The following is a 17,703-nucleotide window of genomic DNA, read 5'->3' on the forward strand; positions in this document are numbered from 1 at the left end:
TCCACCATACACATATTCACGGCGTCGCGCCTGCCGGTCCCGTCACGCGGTCGACATCGTGGGATGATTGTCGACGGACGCGCTTCAACCGGCCGGGCGGACGGTCTACAGAAGGCAAACGATTGGGCATTGCGTGTCGAACTATCCGCTCTCCTACAAACTGTCCTGGCTGCCGCGATTCCTGAAACCGTCGCTCGGCGGCGACGCCAGCGGGTTTGCGCCGATGGCGGGGACGTTGATGGAGCCGCCGCCGGAGCGGACGGTGCGGCTTGCCTTCATCGGCGACATCTCGGCGGTGGCCAACAGCAGCGCGCCGGACTGCGATCCGGCGATCAAGGCGCTGCTTGGCGCCGCCGATCTGGTGATCGGCAATTGCGAAAGCCCTGTCGTGGACAGGCCGAGTGCCGTGTTGGGAACAAAGCTCGGCACGCATCATGCGATGAGCGAACGGTTTCTGGCCGAGGCGCTGGCGGCGGTCGGTATCGCGCGCGAAAAACTCGTGCTGTCGCTGGCCAACAATCATGTCCTCGACCAGGGCGTCGCCGGTTTCGACGAGACGGTGGCCGCGCTGAAGCGGCTCGGTATCCGCACCTTTGGCCTGGCCGCCGATGGCCTGGTGCAGGCTGTCGAAGTCGGACCGTTGAGTGTCGGCTTTGCCGCCTTCACGCTGTGGCGCAATGCCGACGAGCGCCTGTTTGCCGGGCGGGTGTCGATGGACAGCGACCCGACGGGCTGGTCACGCGATCGTCTCGACCTCCTCTGCGCCGTGCCGCATTGGGACTGGGAGTTCCGGCATATTCCGCGCGCCGCGACGCGGGCACTGGCCAGACGCCTGGCCGGGCAGGGCGTCGGCCTGATCGCCGGCCATCACGCCCATGTGATTCAGCCGGTGGAGCGGATCGGCGGGACGGTCGTCGCCTATGGGCTCGGTGATTTCCTCGGCACCGCTTTTGCCCGCCAGCCCTGGCCGGGTCGCATTGGCGGGATTTTCGCCGTCGACGTCAGCGCCGATGAAGGGACGCGTGGTGCCATTGCGTCTTACCGGCTGCATCCCTTTGTTCGGCTGCGGGACGGAGATCATGAACGGCTGGTGCGGGTCGAGGCGTTGGCAGGTGCGATGAGGGGAAAGGTCGAGGGGCGGTTGAGGGCGGTCTTTCCATAGTCTTGCAACCGGAGGCCGGCCTATTTGCCTATCGCCCAGGTGGGTCGGCGCCAGCGTTTGCCCGAAAGGCGCGGCCTCGCGGCGCACGATAGGTGCGAGGCACCCTTGAACCTCTTCGCCACGCGTCGAGACTGCATCCTCCGCAGTCTTGATATGATGCGGTTACCCAGTTCGGCACAATGATGCACGTCAAGACAAAAGCTGGGCGGCTCAGCAGTCGAAGCCGTATTTGCCGCGCATATAGTCGACCTCTTCCTTGGACATCCTCTTGAACATCACGCAGACGGTGAAGCTGCCGACCTGGCGGCCGTCCCTGGTGTATCCCCAGTCGGAAATATCGTCCCGCGTGAACTGGATGTTCTGGCCGAGTACCACATTGTGCACTTGCTCCGGCTGGTTGGCCAATATGCCGACAAAACCCGCCTCGGTGCGGCGAAACGGTATGATCCAGAAGTGCTCGGTGACGTTGCCGTCGCGCACCTGGACCTTCAATTTGAACCTGTCCGCGCCGGAGGGAGGCGCTTCTGCCAAGGCCAGGAATTCATCGAGCCTGGCGAGCGCCCGCGCGGTGGCCGCCGTCATTTCCGGATCGCCCGGAGCAAAGATGACCGTTTTGTCGTCGCCCGGGTCCCCGCCTTGTGCGCCGGCCAATCCCGGAGCGAGCGCCAGCATCAGGGATATCACGGTCCGGACTGTGCGTTTCATGAAGTTCCCCTCACCATAGTAACCGCCACCATCCGCATCCATTTCGGGTTTGCAACCGGCACGCGAGCCTCATCCGCTCAAGGGACATTCGAGCTGATCCCATGAAACAAAATTTGACCCTGTGAGACGCCGCCAGACTGTTTCGTGATCCTGCACCAGACGGATTGCGGCGGCTGCGTGATGCCCGCAACCCGCCAGCCACAATCGGCTAACCGACTCTTTTCGTGGAAAGAAGTGGGCTCATTGGCAAGGGCGAAACATCAGGGAACCACGTCGGCTGGAAGCAATGTGTCAGAATTAAGCCTATGATTTCCTTTGCTAAAATTCACTCAATGTGATTTGCAGGAAGCAGGTCTTCCATTCCAGTCTCGGCTCGTTCGGTGCCGTCGTTCCCAAGGCGACGGCCATCAAGGCAACCGGACGAAACCGAAACAGCACGGAGTGCTATCGATGAAGAAGACCCTCGCAACCACCGCCGCTCTGCTCGCCTTCCTCGGCACGGCCTATGCCGCGACCGTTCAGGGCACCATCCAGGCCGTCGATCCGACGACCAAGTCGATCACCCTCGACGACGGCAAGATCTACCAGCTGTCGCCAAAAGCGGCGCTCGGGAAACTGAAGGTCGGCGCCAAGGTAGCGGTGACGGTGGACGACAAGACCGGCATGGTGACGTCGATCAAGAAGGCTTCCTAGACATGAACGTCACGCGTCGGCGGACCTGCTGACCTGACCTTTCAGACCCTGCTCCAATGCTGGCCGATTCCCTAGGGGATCGGCCATTTTCATATTGTTGGTCGCTCACCGCTGGCCGACCAGGGTGGTGGAACGCCGTTCCGGCAGCGCCGCCATGATTTTTGCCAAAGAGCCGCGCTATCCCTGGCCGACGGGGATATTCATGGCCGAGGAACAGAAAGGGTTTCGCCTGTCGCGGCGCTTGCTGCTCGGTGCCGCGGTGGTCGGCGGCGCGGTGCTTGGGGCGACACCACCATGGCGCGGCTGGCGCGCGGGCCTTCGGGGCTGAAGAACGCCGGGCGCGTCGTGACGATCAAGCATGGCGGGCGCTTCTTCCTGCCCTACCAGCTGCATTATACGGCCAGGGAATTGCTGGCATCCTATCCCGAGCTGCCGGCCTTCCTGGCGGCAAAACGGCAATATGACCCGACGGAACTGTTTTCCTCGACCGTCTACCGTGCCATCAAGGCGCTGGGCAGGGTGGCGTTGGAGGCAGGAGAACAACAATGCGGATGGTATCAGCGGCAGCCCTCACTCTCATCGCGCTGTGCGCTGGACCGGCCGGAGCCGAGGACCTCAAGGCCTTCAGGTTGACCATCGATGGCGTGACGGTCGACATCGATCCCGGCGACACCGCCGATGTGACGCTGCCCGGCGGCAAAAAGAGCAAGGTGACGCTCGAGCGCAACGACTTCGCCACCTTTTCGGGCGGCAGTTTCTCCTTCGTCCATCCGAGCGACATTTCGGTGACCAAGACCGATCTCGGCGAAAACATCACGCAATATCTGATGGCCTCGGCGCTGGGCACGATCGTCGTGGTGCAGGAATACGGCAAGATGAATCCGGTGTCGCTCAACCAGCTCATGCTGCAGGAAATGACCAAGGAATCAGTGCAGGCGGGTGCCGAACTGACGCAGCAGCCGACGACGCGCAAGCTTGGCGACGGCAAGGAATTGACTGGCATCCGCGCCGAGGTGAAGACGCGCACCGATACCGCCTATTTCGAGATCGTCGGCTTCGGCCTTGCCGATCAGGGCCTGCTGTTCATCACACGGGTCGCCGGCGAGGACGCAGCCACCGAAAAGCCGCTGATCGACAAGTTCTGGGAGAGCCTGAAGGTCAAACTGTAGGGACTTAAAGTCCCGTTGGTACAAGGCCGGCCAGCCAGTTCACCGAACGCTTTGCCGCGTCGGCGGTCGCGGAAGCGGCGCGGCCAAGATCGGTCTTGACCACGGCGTAGCCATTCTTGGTGCGATAGAGCGTGCCGGTTCCACCATCGACCACCTGTTCATAGGCGACGGGCCGCGCGGCGGCCGCATCCATGGCCGTCGTCGGCGAGCCGACCGGGACGCTCGGCCGGTGGCTCAGCTCCGGCGGCAGCGGCCGTTCCGGCGCAACGGTCCGGTTGGCGGGCTTCAGTTCCGGGCGGGATGCCGTAGCGGCCAGTTGCGAGGAGGACGCCGAGCCCTTCGTGCGGCAGATGCCGGACACCAGGGGATAATTGAAATTATGCTGGCGCAGGATCTGGCTCTTCATCGCGGCTTCGCACTCGGCGATGGTTGACCATTTGGCCGGCGTCTCGCCAATATATTCGCAAAGCTTGGCGTCGCAGTCGCAGCCCACAATGGTCATGGCGACAAGGGCGGTCTTGATCACGGTCTTGTCCCTTCGAGATGCCCCCGGCAGCCAGTCAGGTGCATGCCGCGTTCCAGGCGACACACGATCCTCCATCGCCCGCGAACAAGGCGGGATTTTGGCCTCGATTGTGGAATGTGCGTGGTGGAGCGCGTCTATCCGGTTCAGTCGACGCGTGGCGGGGCTACCGCTCAAGCGGCACCCGCAACGTCGCCGGGAAGAAGTTGGAGGGGCGACAAGACAGTCGGCGCCGGGATTTCTCCCAGCGCCTCCCTGTCAGATCAGGACGCGATCGCGGCAGCAACTTCCGTACAGTCGTCGCGCCATGCCGGCCTTGATTTTGACGGTCCTGCCAGAGGCCACCCAAGGGCGGCATCCGTTCCAGACCACGCTGGTCTTGGCCCTTGCGGGCTTTGCCCTGCGTGCCATCGAAGGTTTTTGCCGTCCTTCATGGCAGCATCGGTCCGCCGTCGGCGTTGGCACGCTTTCCGCGGCCCCGTAGCTCGGCTTCCGTCCCTCGCACAGGCAAGCCTGTTCTCGATCCGGGCCGTACGGGCCTCAGGAAATCCGCCTTTCACTTTCGCCTTTCGGCTCGATGATCGGTAGCCGCCTGAGATGGGTTGAACTTACGCCGGGTAAGGGTTCCGGGAAATGGTCCCGGGCCTGTGGATAGTGGGATTATCGGGGAGCGTTTGCCACTGGGCCCGGAATTTCGGTCCTGACTGCTTTAGACAGCCCGCCCCTGCTTTTCCACGCTCCGATGGAAAGTCCCTCTTGCTCCGCCGATGGACGCGGGCTTCAATGCCGGCAAAGGATCGAGCACGTAGGCTCGGTGCCGGGGAGAGCGAGCATTTGAAAGTCGGGGTGGTGCTCAATCCGATTGCGGGTGGCGGCCGGCTGAAACGGCATTGGCCTGATGTCGCCGCCGCGCTGAGAAAACACTTCGGCGAGTTCGTGATGCGCGAGACGCAGGCCGAGGGCGATGCCGAACGGCTGGCGATCGATCTCGCGGTGAATGGCTTCGATCTGGTGATCGCGGCCGGGGGCGACGGCACCGCCAGCGAAGTGGCCGACGGGCTGCTGCAGGCCGGCGAGGAAGGCGGGCGGAAGACCGAGCTCGGCTTGCTGCCCTGCGGCACCGGCATCGATTTCGCGCGCGGGCTCGGCCTGCCGAGGGCGGTGGATGCGACCCTGAAGCGGATCGCCGAGGCGAAGGCGAGGGCCGTCGATGCCGGCCGCATCTGCTACATCGACGACCATGGCGCGCTGGCCAGCCGTCACTTCATCAACATCGCCAGCCTCGGCCTGTCAGGCGCCACCGACCGCGCCGTCAACGCCGACAAGCGCAAGGGCAGGATGTCGGCCAGGACGCTGTTCCTGTGGCGCACCGTGGTCGAGTTCATCCGTTATCGCTTCCAGCATGTCCGGATCACCGTCGACGACGGCGCTCCGGTTGAGGCACGCATGGCGCTGGTGGCGGTGGCCAATGGAAAGTTCTTCGGCGGCGGCATGATGATCGCGCCCGATGCCGAACTGACCGACGGGCAGTTCGACATCGTCATCCTGCGCGCGGCGGGCAAGCTGAAATTGATCTGGGACATCCGCCTGCTCTATGGCGGCCGGCATCGCAACCACCCGGCGATCACCATATTGCGCGGCAGGAAAGTGGTTGTCGAACCGCTTGGCGATGGTGCAGAGAACGGTGCGCTGGTCGACATAGACGGCGAGTCGCCCGGCCGCATTCCGGCGACCTTCGAGATCCTGCCCGGCGCCCTGACGCTCAGATATTGAATCAAGGCGTTGCCCGAGGGTAGAGCGTCCCACAACGTCGTCATCCCAGGGCGAAGCAGGAGCGAAGCTCCGTCGCGGAGACCCTGGGATCCATGCCGCGACCTTGGCCGAAGAGTGCGGCGGAGCAGAATTTCGGGCCGTCGCAACGCTTTGAACTCACGGCATGGATCCTATGGTCTGCGCCGCGTCGCTTCGCTCCTTGCTTCGCCATAGGATGACGAAGGGAAGGGTGTTTCCCGCCAATCGCCGAGACATGCAGTCTGATCGAAACTCTCCCGATAAACCAGTCGGGACGTTCTAGCTCTGATTCAAGTTGTTGCGGCCGTGATTCCAGATGCTTGCTCAACGCCTTGATTTCATTCGCTGGTTTGCCGGGATCATATCTCCAGCTTGGCCGGGAAACCGGCGGCGCGCAGGTCTGTACCGACAGTGTCCTCGAGCAGCTTGACGATCTGGGTCGACCAGGCTCCGCCGCCATAGGCTTCCTTGCCTTGCTCGAAAATCGCGTTGACGCGCGAGGCCAGTTCGAGCGGCACGCCGAAATCCTTGCCCATGCCCAGCGCGAAGCCAAGGTCCTTCAGCGCCAGGTCCATGGTGAAGCCGATATCGTAGGAGCCGTTGAGAACGAGCTGGCTTTCGGTCTCATGGACGAAGCTGTTGCCGGAGGAGGCCACGATGGCATGATAGGACTGGGCGAGGTCGAGTCCGCCTTGCTTGGCCAGCATCAATGCCTCGCCGGCAGCGACGAGATGGATGAAGGCCAGCATGTTGGTGATCACCTTGATTACCGCCGCCGAGCCAACCGGGCCCATCAGGAAGGACTTGGCGCACATTGCCTCGATGGCCCGGCGGTGGCGCTCGTAGAGCGCCGTATCGCCGCCGACCAGCGCGGTGATCTTGCCCGCCGCCGCCAGATGCACGCCGCCGGTGACCGGGCATTCCAACGTCTCGACGCCTTTGGCGGTGGCGAGGGCGGCGAGGCGCACGATCTCGTCACGGCCATTGGTCGACATCTCGATCCAGGTACCGCCCCTGGGTAGACCTTCCAGCAATCCGCCGGGGCCGGCCAGTACCGCTTCGCTGACCTTGGGCGAGGGCAGGCAAGAGATGGCATTGCCGGCGCGGGCGGCGGCCTCGGCAGGGCTGCTGGCGGCGGTGGCGCCGAGCGCTACCAGGCGCTCGACGGCGGCAGGGTCGCGGTCGAAGACGATGACCGCGAAGCCGTTGCGGACCAGGCTGGCGGCAAGGTTGCCGCCGAGATGGCCAAGGCCAATGAAGGCGTAGCTTTCGCTCACGGCATCAGCGGTGTCTGCATCATCTGCAGATGCAGGTCCTTGCCGGTGTAGGGATGCGCGTCGCAGACGTCCTCGTTGAGCTCGACGCCGAGGCCGGGCTCCTTCGACGGGATGACATTGCCGTCCTGCCACTCGATCTTCTTCTTCAGCAGCGTGGCGTGGAACCCGTCCCACTGCTTCAGGGATTCGAGAATGAGGAAGTTGGGCAGCGTCACCGCGAGCTGGATGTTGGCGGCGCCGACCAGCGGCCCGCAATAGCAGTGCGGCGCGATCTGGATGTGGTAGGCCTCGGCGATCGCCGCGATCTTCTTGGTTTCGAGGATGCCGCCGGAGCGGCCGAGATCCGGTTGCAGGATGGTCGCGGCGCGGTTCTCGATGACGCGGGCGAATTCGGACTTTGTCGTCAGCCGCTCGCCGGTGGCGATCGGGATGGAGGTGCCGCGAGCGACCTGCGCCATCACTTCGGGCATATCCGGCGGCACCGGCTCCTCGAACCACAGCGGATCATAGGGCTCGATGGCGCGCGCCATGCGCAGCGCGCCCGATGCGGTGAACTGGCCATGCGTGCCGAACAGGATGTCGGCGCGGGTGCCGACCGCCTCGCGGATCGCCTTGATCATGCGGGTGGAGACATCGATGTCGAGCAGGCGCGGCTGATGGCCGTCGAAGGCGGTGTAGGGGCCGGCCGGGTCGAGCTTGACGGCATTGAAGCCCTGCTCGACATATTCGAGCGCGCAGGCGGCCGCCAGATCGGGATCGTTATAGACATTCCTGCCGTCCGGCGCATCCTCGGAATGAACGCTGCCGGTGTGCGGATAAAGATAGGTGTAGGAGCGCAATGTCTCGTGCACCTGGCCGCCGAGCAGCTTGTAGACCGGCTTGCCGGCTTCCTTGCCGATGATGTCCCAGCAGGCCATTTCGAGCGCCGAGAAACAGCCCATGCCAGACACGTCGGGACGTTGGGTGAAGCCGGAGGAATAGGCGCGGCGGAAGAAGTTCTCGATGTCGTGCGGGTCGCGGCCGACGAGATAGCGCTCGGCCATGTCCTCGACCATCCTGGCGGTGACATGGGCCGAGAAGGTGGCGTTGTAGGCCTCGCCATAACCGACCACGCCGCCATCGGTGGTCAGTTTGACGAAGATGAAATACTTGCCGCCGATGCCGGGCGGCGGGTTGCCGACAACCCAGGTCTTGACGTCGGTGATCTTCATTTGTGGTCCTCCAGAACCAGTTCGGCGCCCTTCCATCCGGTCATGACGGAGGCGGCGTTGGTGTTGCCGGTGATGTTGTCCGGGAAAATCGACGCGTCGATGACGCGCAGGCCTTCGAGCCCATGCACCCTGAGGCGCGGATCGACGACGGCGCGCGAGGGATCGGGGCCCATGCGGCAGGTCGAAACCGGGTGATAGACGGTGCCGGAGCGCTTCCTGAAATCCGTGATCAGGTCGGCGTCGGACTGGATCGAAGGGCCGGGCAGGACCTCTTCGGCGATGATCTCGGCCATGGCCGGCATCGAGGCGATCTTGCGCACGAATTTCACCGCCGCCAGCATTTCGTCGATGTCCGCATTGGTCGAATAGGCGTTGGCGACGATTTTTGGATGATCCAGCGGGTTGCTGGAGCGGATCATGATCTCGCCACGGCTGGACGGGCGGCAGTTGGAGAGGCCGATGGAGAAGCCCGGCCAGGGATCGGGAGTCAGGATCGGACGCTCGCCGCTCTTTGGAATGATGGTCGAGAACGCCTGGAAATAGAGCTGCATGTTGGGCCGCGTGGCCGCCGGGTCGGTGCGGAAGAAACCACCGCCATGGTTCATCGAGAGCGACAGCGGGCCGGAACGGGTGAGGATGTACTGCATGCCGACCAGCAGCTTGCCCCACCAGGGACGCAGGATCTGGTTGAGCGTCGGCAATTTGCCCTTGAAGGTGTAGTTGATGCCGACATGGTCCTGCAGATTGGCGCCGACATTCTCGTTGGCATGAACGACCGGGATGCCCAACTGCTTGAGCAGCGGCGAGGGTCCGATGCCGGAGAGCTGCAAAAGCTGCGGCGAGTTGATCGAGCCGGTGGAAAGAATCACCTCGCGGCCGGCGCGGGCCGTTTTCGTCTGGCCGTTCTGAAGATATTCGATGCCGACGGCGCGCTTGCCTTCGAACAGGATGCGGCTTGCCAGCGCGTTGGTCTCGACGCGGACATTGCCGCGCTTCATCGCCGGGCGCAGGAAGGCGCGGGCCGCCGACATACGGCGGCCGTTCCTGGTCGAGATCTGGTAGATGCCGACGCCTTCCTGAGAGGCGCCGTTGAAATCGGGATTAAGGGGCAGACCGGCCTGCTGGCCGGCGGCGAGATAGCGCTTCGTCAGCGGGTGGACGGCCTTCGTGGTGTCGGTGATGTGCAGCGGGCCGCCGGTGCCGCGCCATTGGTCGGCGCCGGCCTCATTGTCCTCGAGCGCCTTGAAGGCCGGCAGCAAATCATCGTAACCCCAGCCGGGATTGCCGGCGTCGCGCCAGTCGTCGAAATCCTCGCGTGCGCCCCGGATCCACACCATGGCGTTGATCGAGCTCGAGCCGCCGAGCAGCTTTCCGCGCGGCCAGTGGTCGACATTGCCGCCAAGGCCGGGGTCGGGCTCGGGCTTGTAGTTCCAGTTGACCTTGGGGTCGAAGAAGGTCTTGCCGTAGCCCAGCGGCATCTGCACGTAGAAGCGCCGGTCGGTGCCGCCGGCTTCGAGCACCAGCACCGAGAAGCGGCCCGAAGCCGACAGTTTGTCGGCGAGCACCGAGCCGGCCGAGCCGGAGCCGACGATGATGAAGTCATAAGTCTGCATGATGGAAATAAGCGGCTCCGAAAATCTGGCCGCAGCCTAGACGCGGCGGGCTTGCCGCGTCGCCGTGCCTTCCGGCATCGGTTGTGAAAAAAGCGACCGCGATGCCGGGCCGGGTTGCGGGGAATACCGACAATCGCGCTTGATATGGATGGCGTCGACAGCCTATGCCGGGGAATTATTCTGGCGCATGATGTTTCCGAGCAAATTTCGGAACCATGCCCTGGCCACTCTGCGGAAGGCAGGAAATCAGATGCGAACCCTGTCGGATGCTTTCATTCCCGAACTGCCGGGCCACTACAAGGGCAAGGTCCGCGAGAATTACGACCTAGCCGACGGGCGGCGCATCATCATCGCCACCGACCGCCTCAGCGCCTTTGACATCATCCTGACCTCGATCCCGTTCAAGGGAGAGATCCTGACCCAGACGGCCCGCTACTGGTTCGAAGAAACCGCCGATATCTGCCCGAACCATGTGCTCGAATATCCCGATCCCAATGTCGTCGTCGGCACAAGGCTCGATATCCTGCCGGTCGAGATCGTCGTGCGCGGCTATCTGGCGGGCACTACCAGGACCTCGATCCTGACCCGCTACAAGCGCGGCGAGCGGGACATGTATGGAATGCGCCTGCCGGACGGGTTGCGCGACAATGAGAAGCTGGCCGAGCCTGTCATCACGCCGACGAGCAAGGCGGCGGATGGCAGCCATGACGAGCCGTTGTCCAGAGCCGAGATCATAGAGCAGGGCCTGCTCACCCAGGCGCAATGGGATACCGTTTCGAGCTACGCCTTGAAGCTGTTCGCGCGCGGCCAGGAACGCGCCGCCGAGCGCGGCCTGATCCTGGCCGACACGAAATACGAATTCGGCACCGACAGGAACGGCACCATCATCCTGGCCGACGAAATCCACACGCCCGACAGCAGTCGCTACTGGATCGCGGCGAGTTACGAACAGGCGCTCGCAAGCGGCACGCGGCCGGAGAGCTTTGACAAGGATTTCATCAGATCATGGGTGGCGGCTCGCTGCGATCCCTACAAGGATCCAATTCCGAAGATTCCGGACGAAATCGTCGAGCAGGCTTCCAGGGTCTATGTGCAGGCCCACGAGGCGATCACGGGCAAGGGATTCGTGCCTGACGTTTCCGGAAATACCGTTCTCGATCGCATCCGCTCGAACCTCGCGCGCTACTTCTAATGGACAGGCGTGCCTTGCCGCCGGTGCGGCGGGCGTGGACCGCGCCGTCCCAAGGCGCGTTGACGTGCCTGCGCCCTGACGCTACGGGATCGAGGGCAATCGATCTCGAGGGATTTCTCGCATGGTGCACTACGCGGATGGACGGCCGATCGGAGACCTGACGCTGCGTACGCTCGCCATGCCTTCGGACGCCAATGCGGCCGGCGACATTTTCGGCGGCTGGGTAATGGCGCAGATGGACCTTGCCTGCGGCATCCGCGCCGCCGAGCGAGCCAGGGGGCGCGTGGTGACGGCGGCGGTCAAGGAGATGTCCTTCGCCAAGCCGATGAAGATCGGCGACACGCTGTGCATCTACACCCATGTCGAACGCGTCGGCCGCACCTCGATGACGCTCAAGGTCGAGGCCTGGGCGCAGCGCTATCTCTCCGACCTGATGGAAAAGGTGACGCACGCCGATTTCGTCATGGTGGCGCTGGACGGCGAGGGCAAGCCGAAGGCGGTGCCGGCCGAGAGTTGACAACAGCCCGTTCTCTCATACAGGCCAAATTGTAACATCGGCCGTGCGGGCGCCGCGCTTAGCGACATCCGACGGTTGCCCTCACGCCCGATTCTGCCGCGTTGGAGGAGAGACAATGCGTCAACACATGCTGAACGGCTGGCTCGTGGCAGCCCTTGTCGCTCTGGTCTGCCTGCTGAGCGTAACCGCCTATGCCGAAGTCAAGGACGACCTTCCACGCACCGCCTGCTTGCAGGGCGACAAGGGCGTCGGGGTGCCAGCCGCGGCATGCGCGATCTGCAGGCCGGCGCCTTGCGGGAACATGGCGCCAAGAGCCTGAATGGTTGCCTCAGGGCTCGCGACTATCGTCGTCAAAGTAGCGGGTGTGCTGGCCGGCGATAGGCAAAGTTTGGCGGCCTCGTTTAGCGGTCACGGGTTCGCCTGCCGTCAGGCAATGTCGCTCATCGCGAGATACCGGACTCCTTGCCGCGCAAGGGTTTCAGCCATGCATCCCGTCGAATTTTTCGCGTGCCGCCTTGACGCGCTGGGTGTTCCTGCGTGCCCATTCGCCAAGCGCGCTGACCGGAATCAGGAGTTCGTGGCCGAGTTCGGTCAGCTCGTAATCGACGCGCGGCGGGATGGTCGGGAACACGGTGCGGGTGACGAAGCCGTCGCGTTCCAGGCCGCGTAAGGTGGTGGTCAGCATCTTCTGCGAGATGCCGCCGACAGCGGCGCGCAACTCATTGAAACGCAGCGGCCCATCGCCAAGCTTGCCGACCACGAGCACGGTCCATTTGTCGCCGACACGCTGCAGGATTTCCGAAATGGCGCGGCAGTCTTCGGTGCGGTGCGGGTGCCTCAGTAACAAAAAGGTGCCTCCTTGCGTCTGGAGTTGACAGTATCTCATATAGCGCCGGTATCTAAACGATACCAGCTTTTACCGGAATGGAGAGCCTCCCATGTCAAAACCCAAGATCGCCATCATCGTTGGTTCGACGCGCGCCGCGCGCTTCGCCGATGTGCCCACCCAATGGATCGCCAAGATCGCCAAGATCGCCAAGTCGCATGCCGACATCGACGTGGAAGTCGTCGACCTGCGTGACTTCCCGCTGCCTTTCTTCGACGAAGTTGCCTCCTCCGCCTGGGTGCCTTCGACCAACGAGGTGGCGCAGCGCTGGCAGAAGAAGGTTGCCGAGTATGACGGCTTCATCTTCACCGCCGCCGAATACAATCATGGCCCGACGGCGGTGCTGAAGAACGCCATCGACTACGCCGCCAACGAATGGAACAAGAAGCCGGCCGGCTTCGTCGGCTATGGCAGCGTCGGTGGCGCCCGCGCCGTCGAGCAGCTCCGCCTCCATGCCGTCGAACTGCAGATGGCGCCGGTCAAGTCCGCCGTCCATATCGCCTGGGGCGACTTCCTCGCCGTGCGCCAGGGCGAGAAGAAGCTTGAGGATCTCGAGCACCTGAACCAGGCCGCCGCCGCGCTGGTCAACGATGTCGCCTGGTGGGCCAAGGCGCTGAAGAAGGCGCGCGACGCCGAAGTGGTCGACGATGAAATCAAGGCGGCCTGATCGGTCTTTGAGATTATCCTCCCAAGGGATATGAGGCGGCGCTTGCGCCGCCCTTTTTCGTTGGAGGGGCCCCATGAGTGCTGCTCGAGCGACGTCGCGCTGCCCCTTATCCGGCTGCCGCCACCTTCTCCCCGTATAGTGACGGGGAGAAGGGGCTGGCCGCGACCTCGGCTTAATATTCTGCAACGTTTCTGTTTCGCGAAACCATCGATGACAGCGGCCTTCTCCCCGTCACTGTAGGTGGAGAAGTGCCCGGCAGGGCGATGAGGGGCGGCGCCGAGCCGGCCAGGGCGAGAGCCTGGTGATAGGCCGATATCGCGATCCAGTCGGTGTCGGCGGCGGTCACTGCGCGGGCATGGCAGGCGGCGATCATCGCCTGCAGCAGATTGAGGCCGGGTGTCGGTGTCAGGGTCATCGCGCGGTTCAGGCCGTCGAGACCGCGGCGGATCAGCGACCAGTTCCATCGGCTGCGGTCCTGGTCGAGCAGCAGGATCGGCCCGCTTTGCCGGTGCGGGCCGCGCAGCGCGAGGCGCGCCGGCATCGTTGGACCGCCATATGGTCGGAGCTGCCATCTGGCCCAGCCATCTCGCCCTGATATGTCAGCTTGCATCCGTCACCTGAGTAAGCCCGCGTGAAGTCATCCAGCCTGTCCGGCGCCGTTTCCCCGATGATCCCGGTGCTCGTATGCGCGCTTGGCATCTTCCTCCTGTCCGGCATGGATGCCGCGATGAAGGTGCTGGTCATCGCGGTCGGCGTCTACAACACGGTCCTGTGGCGCAGCATGCTGGCGACCGTGGTCGCGGGCACGGGCTGGTTGGCGGGGCCGCGCTCGCTTCCTGCTCCCTCGGTGCTGAGGCTGCATGCGCTGCGGGCCGCTGTTGTCGGCATCGTCCTTTTGTCCTTCTTCTGGGGGCTTGCCAGGCTGCCGCTGGCAGAGGCGATCGGGCTTAGTTTCGTGGCGCCCCTGTTTGCGCTTCTCCTGGCCGCGCTTTTGCTGGGCGAGCGGATACAGCGGCAGGCGATCTGGGCCTCTTTGGCCGGGATGGCGGGCGTCGCAATCATCGTGGCCGGACAGTTCGGACAGAGAAGCTATGCCGGCGATGCCCTGCTTGGGACGGCCGCGGTGCTCGTGTCGACCGTGTTCTACGCCTACAATCTGATCCTTGCGCGGCAACAGGCGCTGGTGGCCAAGCCAATCGAGATCATGCTGTTCCAGAACCTTTGCGTTGCGGTGATCCTTGGTTTTGCCGCGCCCTGGCTCGCCATTGCCTTGCCGGGCAATCTCTGGCTTCCGCTTGCCGGAGTGACGGCACTGTCACTCGCCGGCCAATTCCTGATGAGCTGGGCCTATGCCCGCGCCGAAGCGCAATATCTGATCCCGACGGAATACTCGGCCTTCATCTGGGCGATCGCGCTCGGCTTCCTCTTCTTCGACGAGGCGGTGACCTGGACCACGCTGGGCGGAGCAGGCCTCATCGTGGCCAGCTGCCTGATCGCCACGCGCTCAAACCCCAGACTTGCCGAACCAATCGAAGCCACGGTTTGAGGGAGCGAGTTCCCTCGAATCAGACGGCTAACGCAACTTGGGCAAGCCGCAGGGTCCCTGGTCTGATCCTCGCGGCTATCTCGATCAGCTTGACCTCCGTTGTCAGCGTACCACCTCGCGGTGGCCGCTCGGCAGACGGGTGGCGATCAGCTTGTCGATGCGGCGGCCGTCGAGATCGACCACTTCGAAGCGCCAACCTTGAGCGTCGACGCATTCGCCGGTTGTTGGCAAATGATGCATGTGTGACAGCACGTAGCCGGCGACGGTCTCATAATCGCGGTTTTCCGGCAGGTCGATGCCGAGGACCTCGGCCATCTCGTCGGCCTGCATGTAGCCGGCGAGCAGCCATGAGCCGTCGTCGCGCTGGACGGCGTTTTCTTCCTCGCCGGCTTCGAGATCCGAGCGGAAGACGCCGGTGATGGCCTCGAGGATGTCCGCAGGGGTGACGATGCCTTCGAAGTGGCCGTACTCGTCATGCACCAGCGCCATCGGCACGTCGGATTCCTTCAGCTTTTGCAGCACGTCCAGTGCGTCGGCCTGGTCGTGGACGATGGGTGCCGCGCGCACATGTTTGCGCGGATCGAGCGCGCGGCCGGCAAGCAGCGCCGCCAGCACGTCGCGGGTCTGGACGACGCCGATCATGGCGTCGACGCTGCCGTCGCCGGCCGGCAGCCGCGAATGCTGCGTCTCCATCAAAAGCTTGCGGATCGTGGCATCGTCGGACTGCAGATTGATCCAGTCGACGTCGGTGCGCGGCGACATCACGGCGCGCACGGCGCGGTCACCAAGCCGCATGACGCCGGCGATCATGCGCCGCTCGTCGGATTCGATGGTGCCGTGATGCTCGGCCTCGGCGACCAGCATCTTGATCTCCTCGTCGGTGACCTTCTCCTCGCTTTCGCCGCGCTGGCCGAGCAGCCACAGGACAGCCCGGCCGGAAATGTCGAGCAGGAACACCAATGGCGCCGAAACGGTGGCAAGGATGGTCATCGCGGGCGCCGCGCGGACGGCAACCCGCTCGGGATCGCGCAAGGCGATCTGCTTGGGCACGAGTTCGCCAACAATCAGTGAGAAATAGGTGATGATGGCGACCACGATGCCGACGCCGAGCGGGTCGGCGATGCTTTCGCGGATGCCGGTCGAGGCCAGGAACACCGCCAGTCGATCCCCCAGCGTGGCGCCGGAGAAGGCGCCGGAGAGGATACCAACCAGGGTGATGCCGATCTGCACCGAGGACAGAAATTTGCCGGGATCGGAGCCGAGCGCCAGGGCACGGCCGGCGCCGTTGATATTGCGGTCGATCATTGCCTTGAGCCGGGCTGGCCGTGACGAGACAATGGCGAGCTCGGACATTGCCAGAAGGCCGTTCACGCAAATGAGGACGACCACGATAGCGATTTCAACGTATAGCATGAGGGCTCAATAGCATTGCGTCGGGCCGCTCGAAAATAGTCCGCCGTCATTTTTAGAATATGACGCGTGTCTTTCAGGCCTTGTCTCACGGCGGCGCCGAAAAGTGTTCGACAAGGGCATAGACGACAACCCGCACCTTTGGCGTGAGCGCGCGTTACCGGCCAGACGGCGCGCACGACAATGTGTGGGGCTGTCGATTCGGCAAGATCGCGATCGCCACGACGTGACGCGAGTCACCGCGGCTGCTTCAACACGCCGATGATTGCCTTGCCGTCGGTGGGGTAGGGATCACGACCGCCATTGCGGCCGACGCACTTTGGACTCTTGCTTTCATGCATGTCGTTTTCTCAAAACCGAGGTCACTTTTGGGCGACATGCATCAGCGGCAGGCGCGGTAGCCGTTCTTGCGGTTCTTGATGTCGAAATGGAAATGGTTGCGGTGGTCGTAGTTGTAACCGGGGCCGAGCACGGTGGTGAAATACTGGCAGCCGTCGGCACGCACATTGTTGAGGAAGCCACGCGTGCGGAAGGCGAACAGGCCGGGCTTGCGCACGTCGATATCATCGCCATTGTTGAGCTCGATGCTCATAACGTCAAGCGCATTGCCTTTGCCGTGCTCCGACAGCACGCCCTCGCCGGCGATGTTGCGGCAGGAGTAGCTCGAGCCCTGGTGGATGGTCTTGACGCCGGAGAAATAGCGCCAGCGGGCGGAGGGAACCAGTTCGTTCTTCGTCCAGGCGGCGAAGGTGGCGGCCATGTCGCAGGTCAGCGTCGCGGCGGGCTTCATCTCGACGCTGCCGATGGCCGAGACCTTGACCGGATAGTCGATGCCGCACTGGCCTTCATGGATCGGCGCCAGATCGGTATAGGCAACATCGAGGCGCTTCAGCTGCTGGCGGCAGTCTGTCTCGCTGGCCGGCATCTGTTCGGTCGGTGACATCGGGGTATCCATGCGCGGATAGGCGGCCTGGGTCATGTAGGGATTGGACGGAACAAGCCTCTGCATCCCTGAATATTGCGGCACGGCCGCGGTCTGCGAGCCGACGTCGACGGCCGGTTCGAGCGACAGCACATTGCCGGTGTTGCAGGCTGAAACCGCGGCCAGCGCAAGGCCGGCAGCCAGCAGCACCGCGGGTTTCAGCTGGCGCGCGATGGGAAGACACACGGCGCGAAATTTGCCGGCCATTGGCGGAATCCTGTCCCCGAACCTGATCCTGACCAGGTCCTACCTTTGCCTGACCACGATCTTTCCCGAAAACCGGTTTCCAGTTTTCGGGATCATGGTCCGGATATCCGGTATTTTAACGATCAAGGGTAAAGGAAAACTCAGCGGCCGCG

The 17,703-nt window shown here is 63.7% G+C and carries 20 protein-coding genes; 11 read left to right on the forward strand and 9 right to left on the reverse strand.

Annotated elements, in window-relative coordinates:
* Positions 1 to 133: 133 nt before the first annotated feature.
* Positions 134 to 1,162 (forward strand): CapA family protein, encoded by a 1,029-nt coding sequence (locus FJ938_RS06525; RefSeq protein WP_140692229.1) that lies wholly within the window; start codon positions 134 to 136, stop codon positions 1,160 to 1,162.
* Between the two features lie 210 nt (positions 1,163 to 1,372).
* Here FJ938_RS06525 and FJ938_RS06530 read toward each other — a convergent pair whose 3' ends face one another.
* A complete protein-coding gene (locus FJ938_RS06530; protein WP_140692232.1) occupies positions 1,373 to 1,867 on the reverse strand; it encodes a DUF2314 domain-containing protein in 495 nt (164 codons plus the stop codon).
* A gap of 450 nt (positions 1,868 to 2,317) precedes the next feature.
* Between FJ938_RS06530 and FJ938_RS06535 the strand changes: the two genes are divergently transcribed.
* The 4 genes from FJ938_RS06535 to FJ938_RS06545 all read left to right on the forward strand — a co-directional run bounded on the left by FJ938_RS06535 (position 2,318) and on the right by FJ938_RS06545 (position 3,729).
* Positions 2,318 to 2,560 (forward strand): DUF1344 domain-containing protein, encoded by a 243-nt coding sequence (locus tag FJ938_RS06535; protein ID WP_140612997.1) that lies wholly within the window; start codon positions 2,318 to 2,320, stop codon positions 2,558 to 2,560.
* 154 nt (positions 2,561 to 2,714) lie between these two features.
* Positions 2,715 to 2,888 (forward strand): hypothetical protein, encoded by a 174-nt coding sequence (locus tag FJ938_RS29340; protein ID WP_181169020.1) that lies wholly within the window; start codon positions 2,715 to 2,717, stop codon positions 2,886 to 2,888.
* Positions 2,855 to 3,193, forward strand: a complete 339-nt coding sequence (locus FJ938_RS29820) for a hypothetical protein (protein ID WP_246673211.1) — start codon at positions 2,855 to 2,857, stop codon at positions 3,191 to 3,193. The genes FJ938_RS29340 and FJ938_RS29820 overlap by 34 nt, the downstream gene beginning before the upstream one ends.
* Positions 3,106 to 3,729, forward strand: coding sequence for a hypothetical protein (locus tag FJ938_RS06545; RefSeq protein WP_140692234.1), 624 nt, complete (start codon positions 3,106 to 3,108; stop codon positions 3,727 to 3,729). The genes FJ938_RS29820 and FJ938_RS06545 overlap by 88 nt, the downstream gene beginning before the upstream one ends.
* A gap of 4 nt (positions 3,730 to 3,733) precedes the next feature.
* Here the strand turns inward: FJ938_RS06545 and FJ938_RS06550 are convergent, their stop codons facing one another.
* Positions 3,734 to 4,255, reverse strand: coding sequence for a hypothetical protein (locus FJ938_RS06550; protein ID WP_140692237.1), 522 nt, complete (start codon positions 4,253 to 4,255; stop codon positions 3,734 to 3,736).
* Positions 4,256 to 5,086: 831 nt separating this feature from the next.
* Here FJ938_RS06550 and FJ938_RS06555 point away from each other — a divergent pair.
* Positions 5,087 to 6,025: a diacylglycerol kinase family protein gene (locus tag FJ938_RS06555; RefSeq protein ID WP_140692240.1), complete on the forward strand. Its 939-nt coding sequence runs from the start codon at positions 5,087 to 5,089 to the stop codon at positions 6,023 to 6,025.
* Positions 6,026 to 6,402: 377 nt separating this feature from the next.
* Here FJ938_RS06555 and FJ938_RS06560 read toward each other — a convergent pair whose 3' ends face one another.
* The 3 genes from FJ938_RS06560 to FJ938_RS06570 are packed head-to-tail and all read right to left on the reverse strand — an operon-like array spanning position 6,403 to position 10,144.
* Positions 6,403 to 7,320 (reverse strand): NAD(P)-dependent oxidoreductase, encoded by a 918-nt coding sequence (locus FJ938_RS06560; protein WP_140692242.1) that lies wholly within the window; start codon positions 7,318 to 7,320, stop codon positions 6,403 to 6,405.
* Positions 7,317 to 8,531 carry a mandelate racemase/muconate lactonizing enzyme family protein gene (locus FJ938_RS06565; protein WP_140692245.1) on the reverse strand — a complete coding sequence of 405 codons (1,215 nt, stop codon included), beginning with the start codon at positions 8,529 to 8,531 and terminating at the stop codon, positions 7,317 to 7,319. The genes FJ938_RS06560 and FJ938_RS06565 overlap by 4 nt, the downstream gene beginning before the upstream one ends.
* A complete protein-coding gene (locus FJ938_RS06570) occupies positions 8,528 to 10,144 on the reverse strand; it encodes a GMC family oxidoreductase N-terminal domain-containing protein (protein ID WP_140692248.1) in 1,617 nt (538 codons plus the stop codon). The genes FJ938_RS06565 and FJ938_RS06570 overlap by 4 nt, the downstream gene beginning before the upstream one ends.
* 250 nt (positions 10,145 to 10,394) lie before the next feature.
* Between FJ938_RS06570 and FJ938_RS06575 the strand changes: the two genes are divergently transcribed.
* The 3 genes from FJ938_RS06575 to FJ938_RS06585 all read left to right on the forward strand — a co-directional run bounded on the left by FJ938_RS06575 (position 10,395) and on the right by FJ938_RS06585 (position 12,172).
* A complete protein-coding gene (locus FJ938_RS06575; RefSeq protein ID WP_140692251.1) occupies positions 10,395 to 11,336 on the forward strand; it encodes a phosphoribosylaminoimidazolesuccinocarboxamide synthase in 942 nt (313 codons plus the stop codon).
* A 121-nt stretch (positions 11,337 to 11,457) separates the two neighbouring features.
* The gene (locus tag FJ938_RS06580) at positions 11,458 to 11,853 is read left to right on the forward strand and encodes an acyl-CoA thioesterase (protein ID WP_140613005.1); all 396 of its coding nucleotides are present in this window, start codon (positions 11,458 to 11,460) and stop codon (positions 11,851 to 11,853) included.
* A gap of 115 nt (positions 11,854 to 11,968) precedes the next feature.
* The gene (locus FJ938_RS06585; RefSeq protein ID WP_140692253.1) at positions 11,969 to 12,172 is read left to right on the forward strand and encodes a hypothetical protein; all 204 of its coding nucleotides are present in this window, start codon (positions 11,969 to 11,971) and stop codon (positions 12,170 to 12,172) included.
* A gap of 159 nt (positions 12,173 to 12,331) precedes the next feature.
* On the opposite strand, the gene FJ938_RS06590 is transcribed toward FJ938_RS06585, so the two are convergent.
* Positions 12,332 to 12,700 (reverse strand): helix-turn-helix domain-containing protein, encoded by a 369-nt coding sequence (locus FJ938_RS06590; RefSeq protein WP_181165755.1) that lies wholly within the window; start codon positions 12,698 to 12,700, stop codon positions 12,332 to 12,334.
* A gap of 91 nt (positions 12,701 to 12,791) precedes the next feature.
* On the opposite strand from FJ938_RS06590, the gene FJ938_RS06595 reads away from it, so the two are divergent.
* On the forward strand, positions 12,792 to 13,406 hold the full coding sequence (locus FJ938_RS06595) for an NAD(P)H-dependent oxidoreductase (protein ID WP_140692256.1): 615 nt from the start codon (positions 12,792 to 12,794) through the stop codon (positions 13,404 to 13,406).
* 172 nt (positions 13,407 to 13,578) lie between these two features.
* Here FJ938_RS06595 and FJ938_RS29825 read toward each other — a convergent pair whose 3' ends face one another.
* Positions 13,579 to 13,947 carry a hypothetical protein gene (locus FJ938_RS29825; RefSeq protein WP_246673212.1) on the reverse strand — a complete coding sequence of 123 codons (369 nt, stop codon included), beginning with the start codon at positions 13,945 to 13,947 and terminating at the stop codon, positions 13,579 to 13,581.
* 126 nt (positions 13,948 to 14,073) lie between these two features.
* On the opposite strand from FJ938_RS29825, the gene FJ938_RS06610 reads away from it, so the two are divergent.
* A complete protein-coding gene (locus FJ938_RS06610) occupies positions 14,074 to 14,952 on the forward strand; it encodes a DMT family transporter (RefSeq protein ID WP_140692486.1) in 879 nt (292 codons plus the stop codon).
* Positions 14,953 to 15,054: 102 nt separating this feature from the next.
* Here the strand turns inward: FJ938_RS06610 and FJ938_RS06615 are convergent, their stop codons facing one another.
* Together FJ938_RS06615 and FJ938_RS06625 are read right to left on the reverse strand one after the other, a co-directional pair.
* A complete protein-coding gene (locus FJ938_RS06615; RefSeq protein WP_140613009.1) occupies positions 15,055 to 16,365 on the reverse strand; it encodes a hemolysin family protein in 1,311 nt (436 codons plus the stop codon).
* Positions 16,366 to 16,744: 379 nt separating this feature from the next.
* Entirely contained in the window at positions 16,745 to 17,551 is an 807-nt protein-coding gene (locus FJ938_RS06625) for an extensin family protein (protein ID WP_140692258.1), read from the reverse strand.
* Positions 17,552 to 17,703: the final 152 nt, after the last annotated feature.

Source organism: Mesorhizobium sp. B2-4-14 (assembly GCF_006442155.1).
GTDB lineage: Bacteria > Pseudomonadota > Alphaproteobacteria > Rhizobiales > Rhizobiaceae > Mesorhizobium.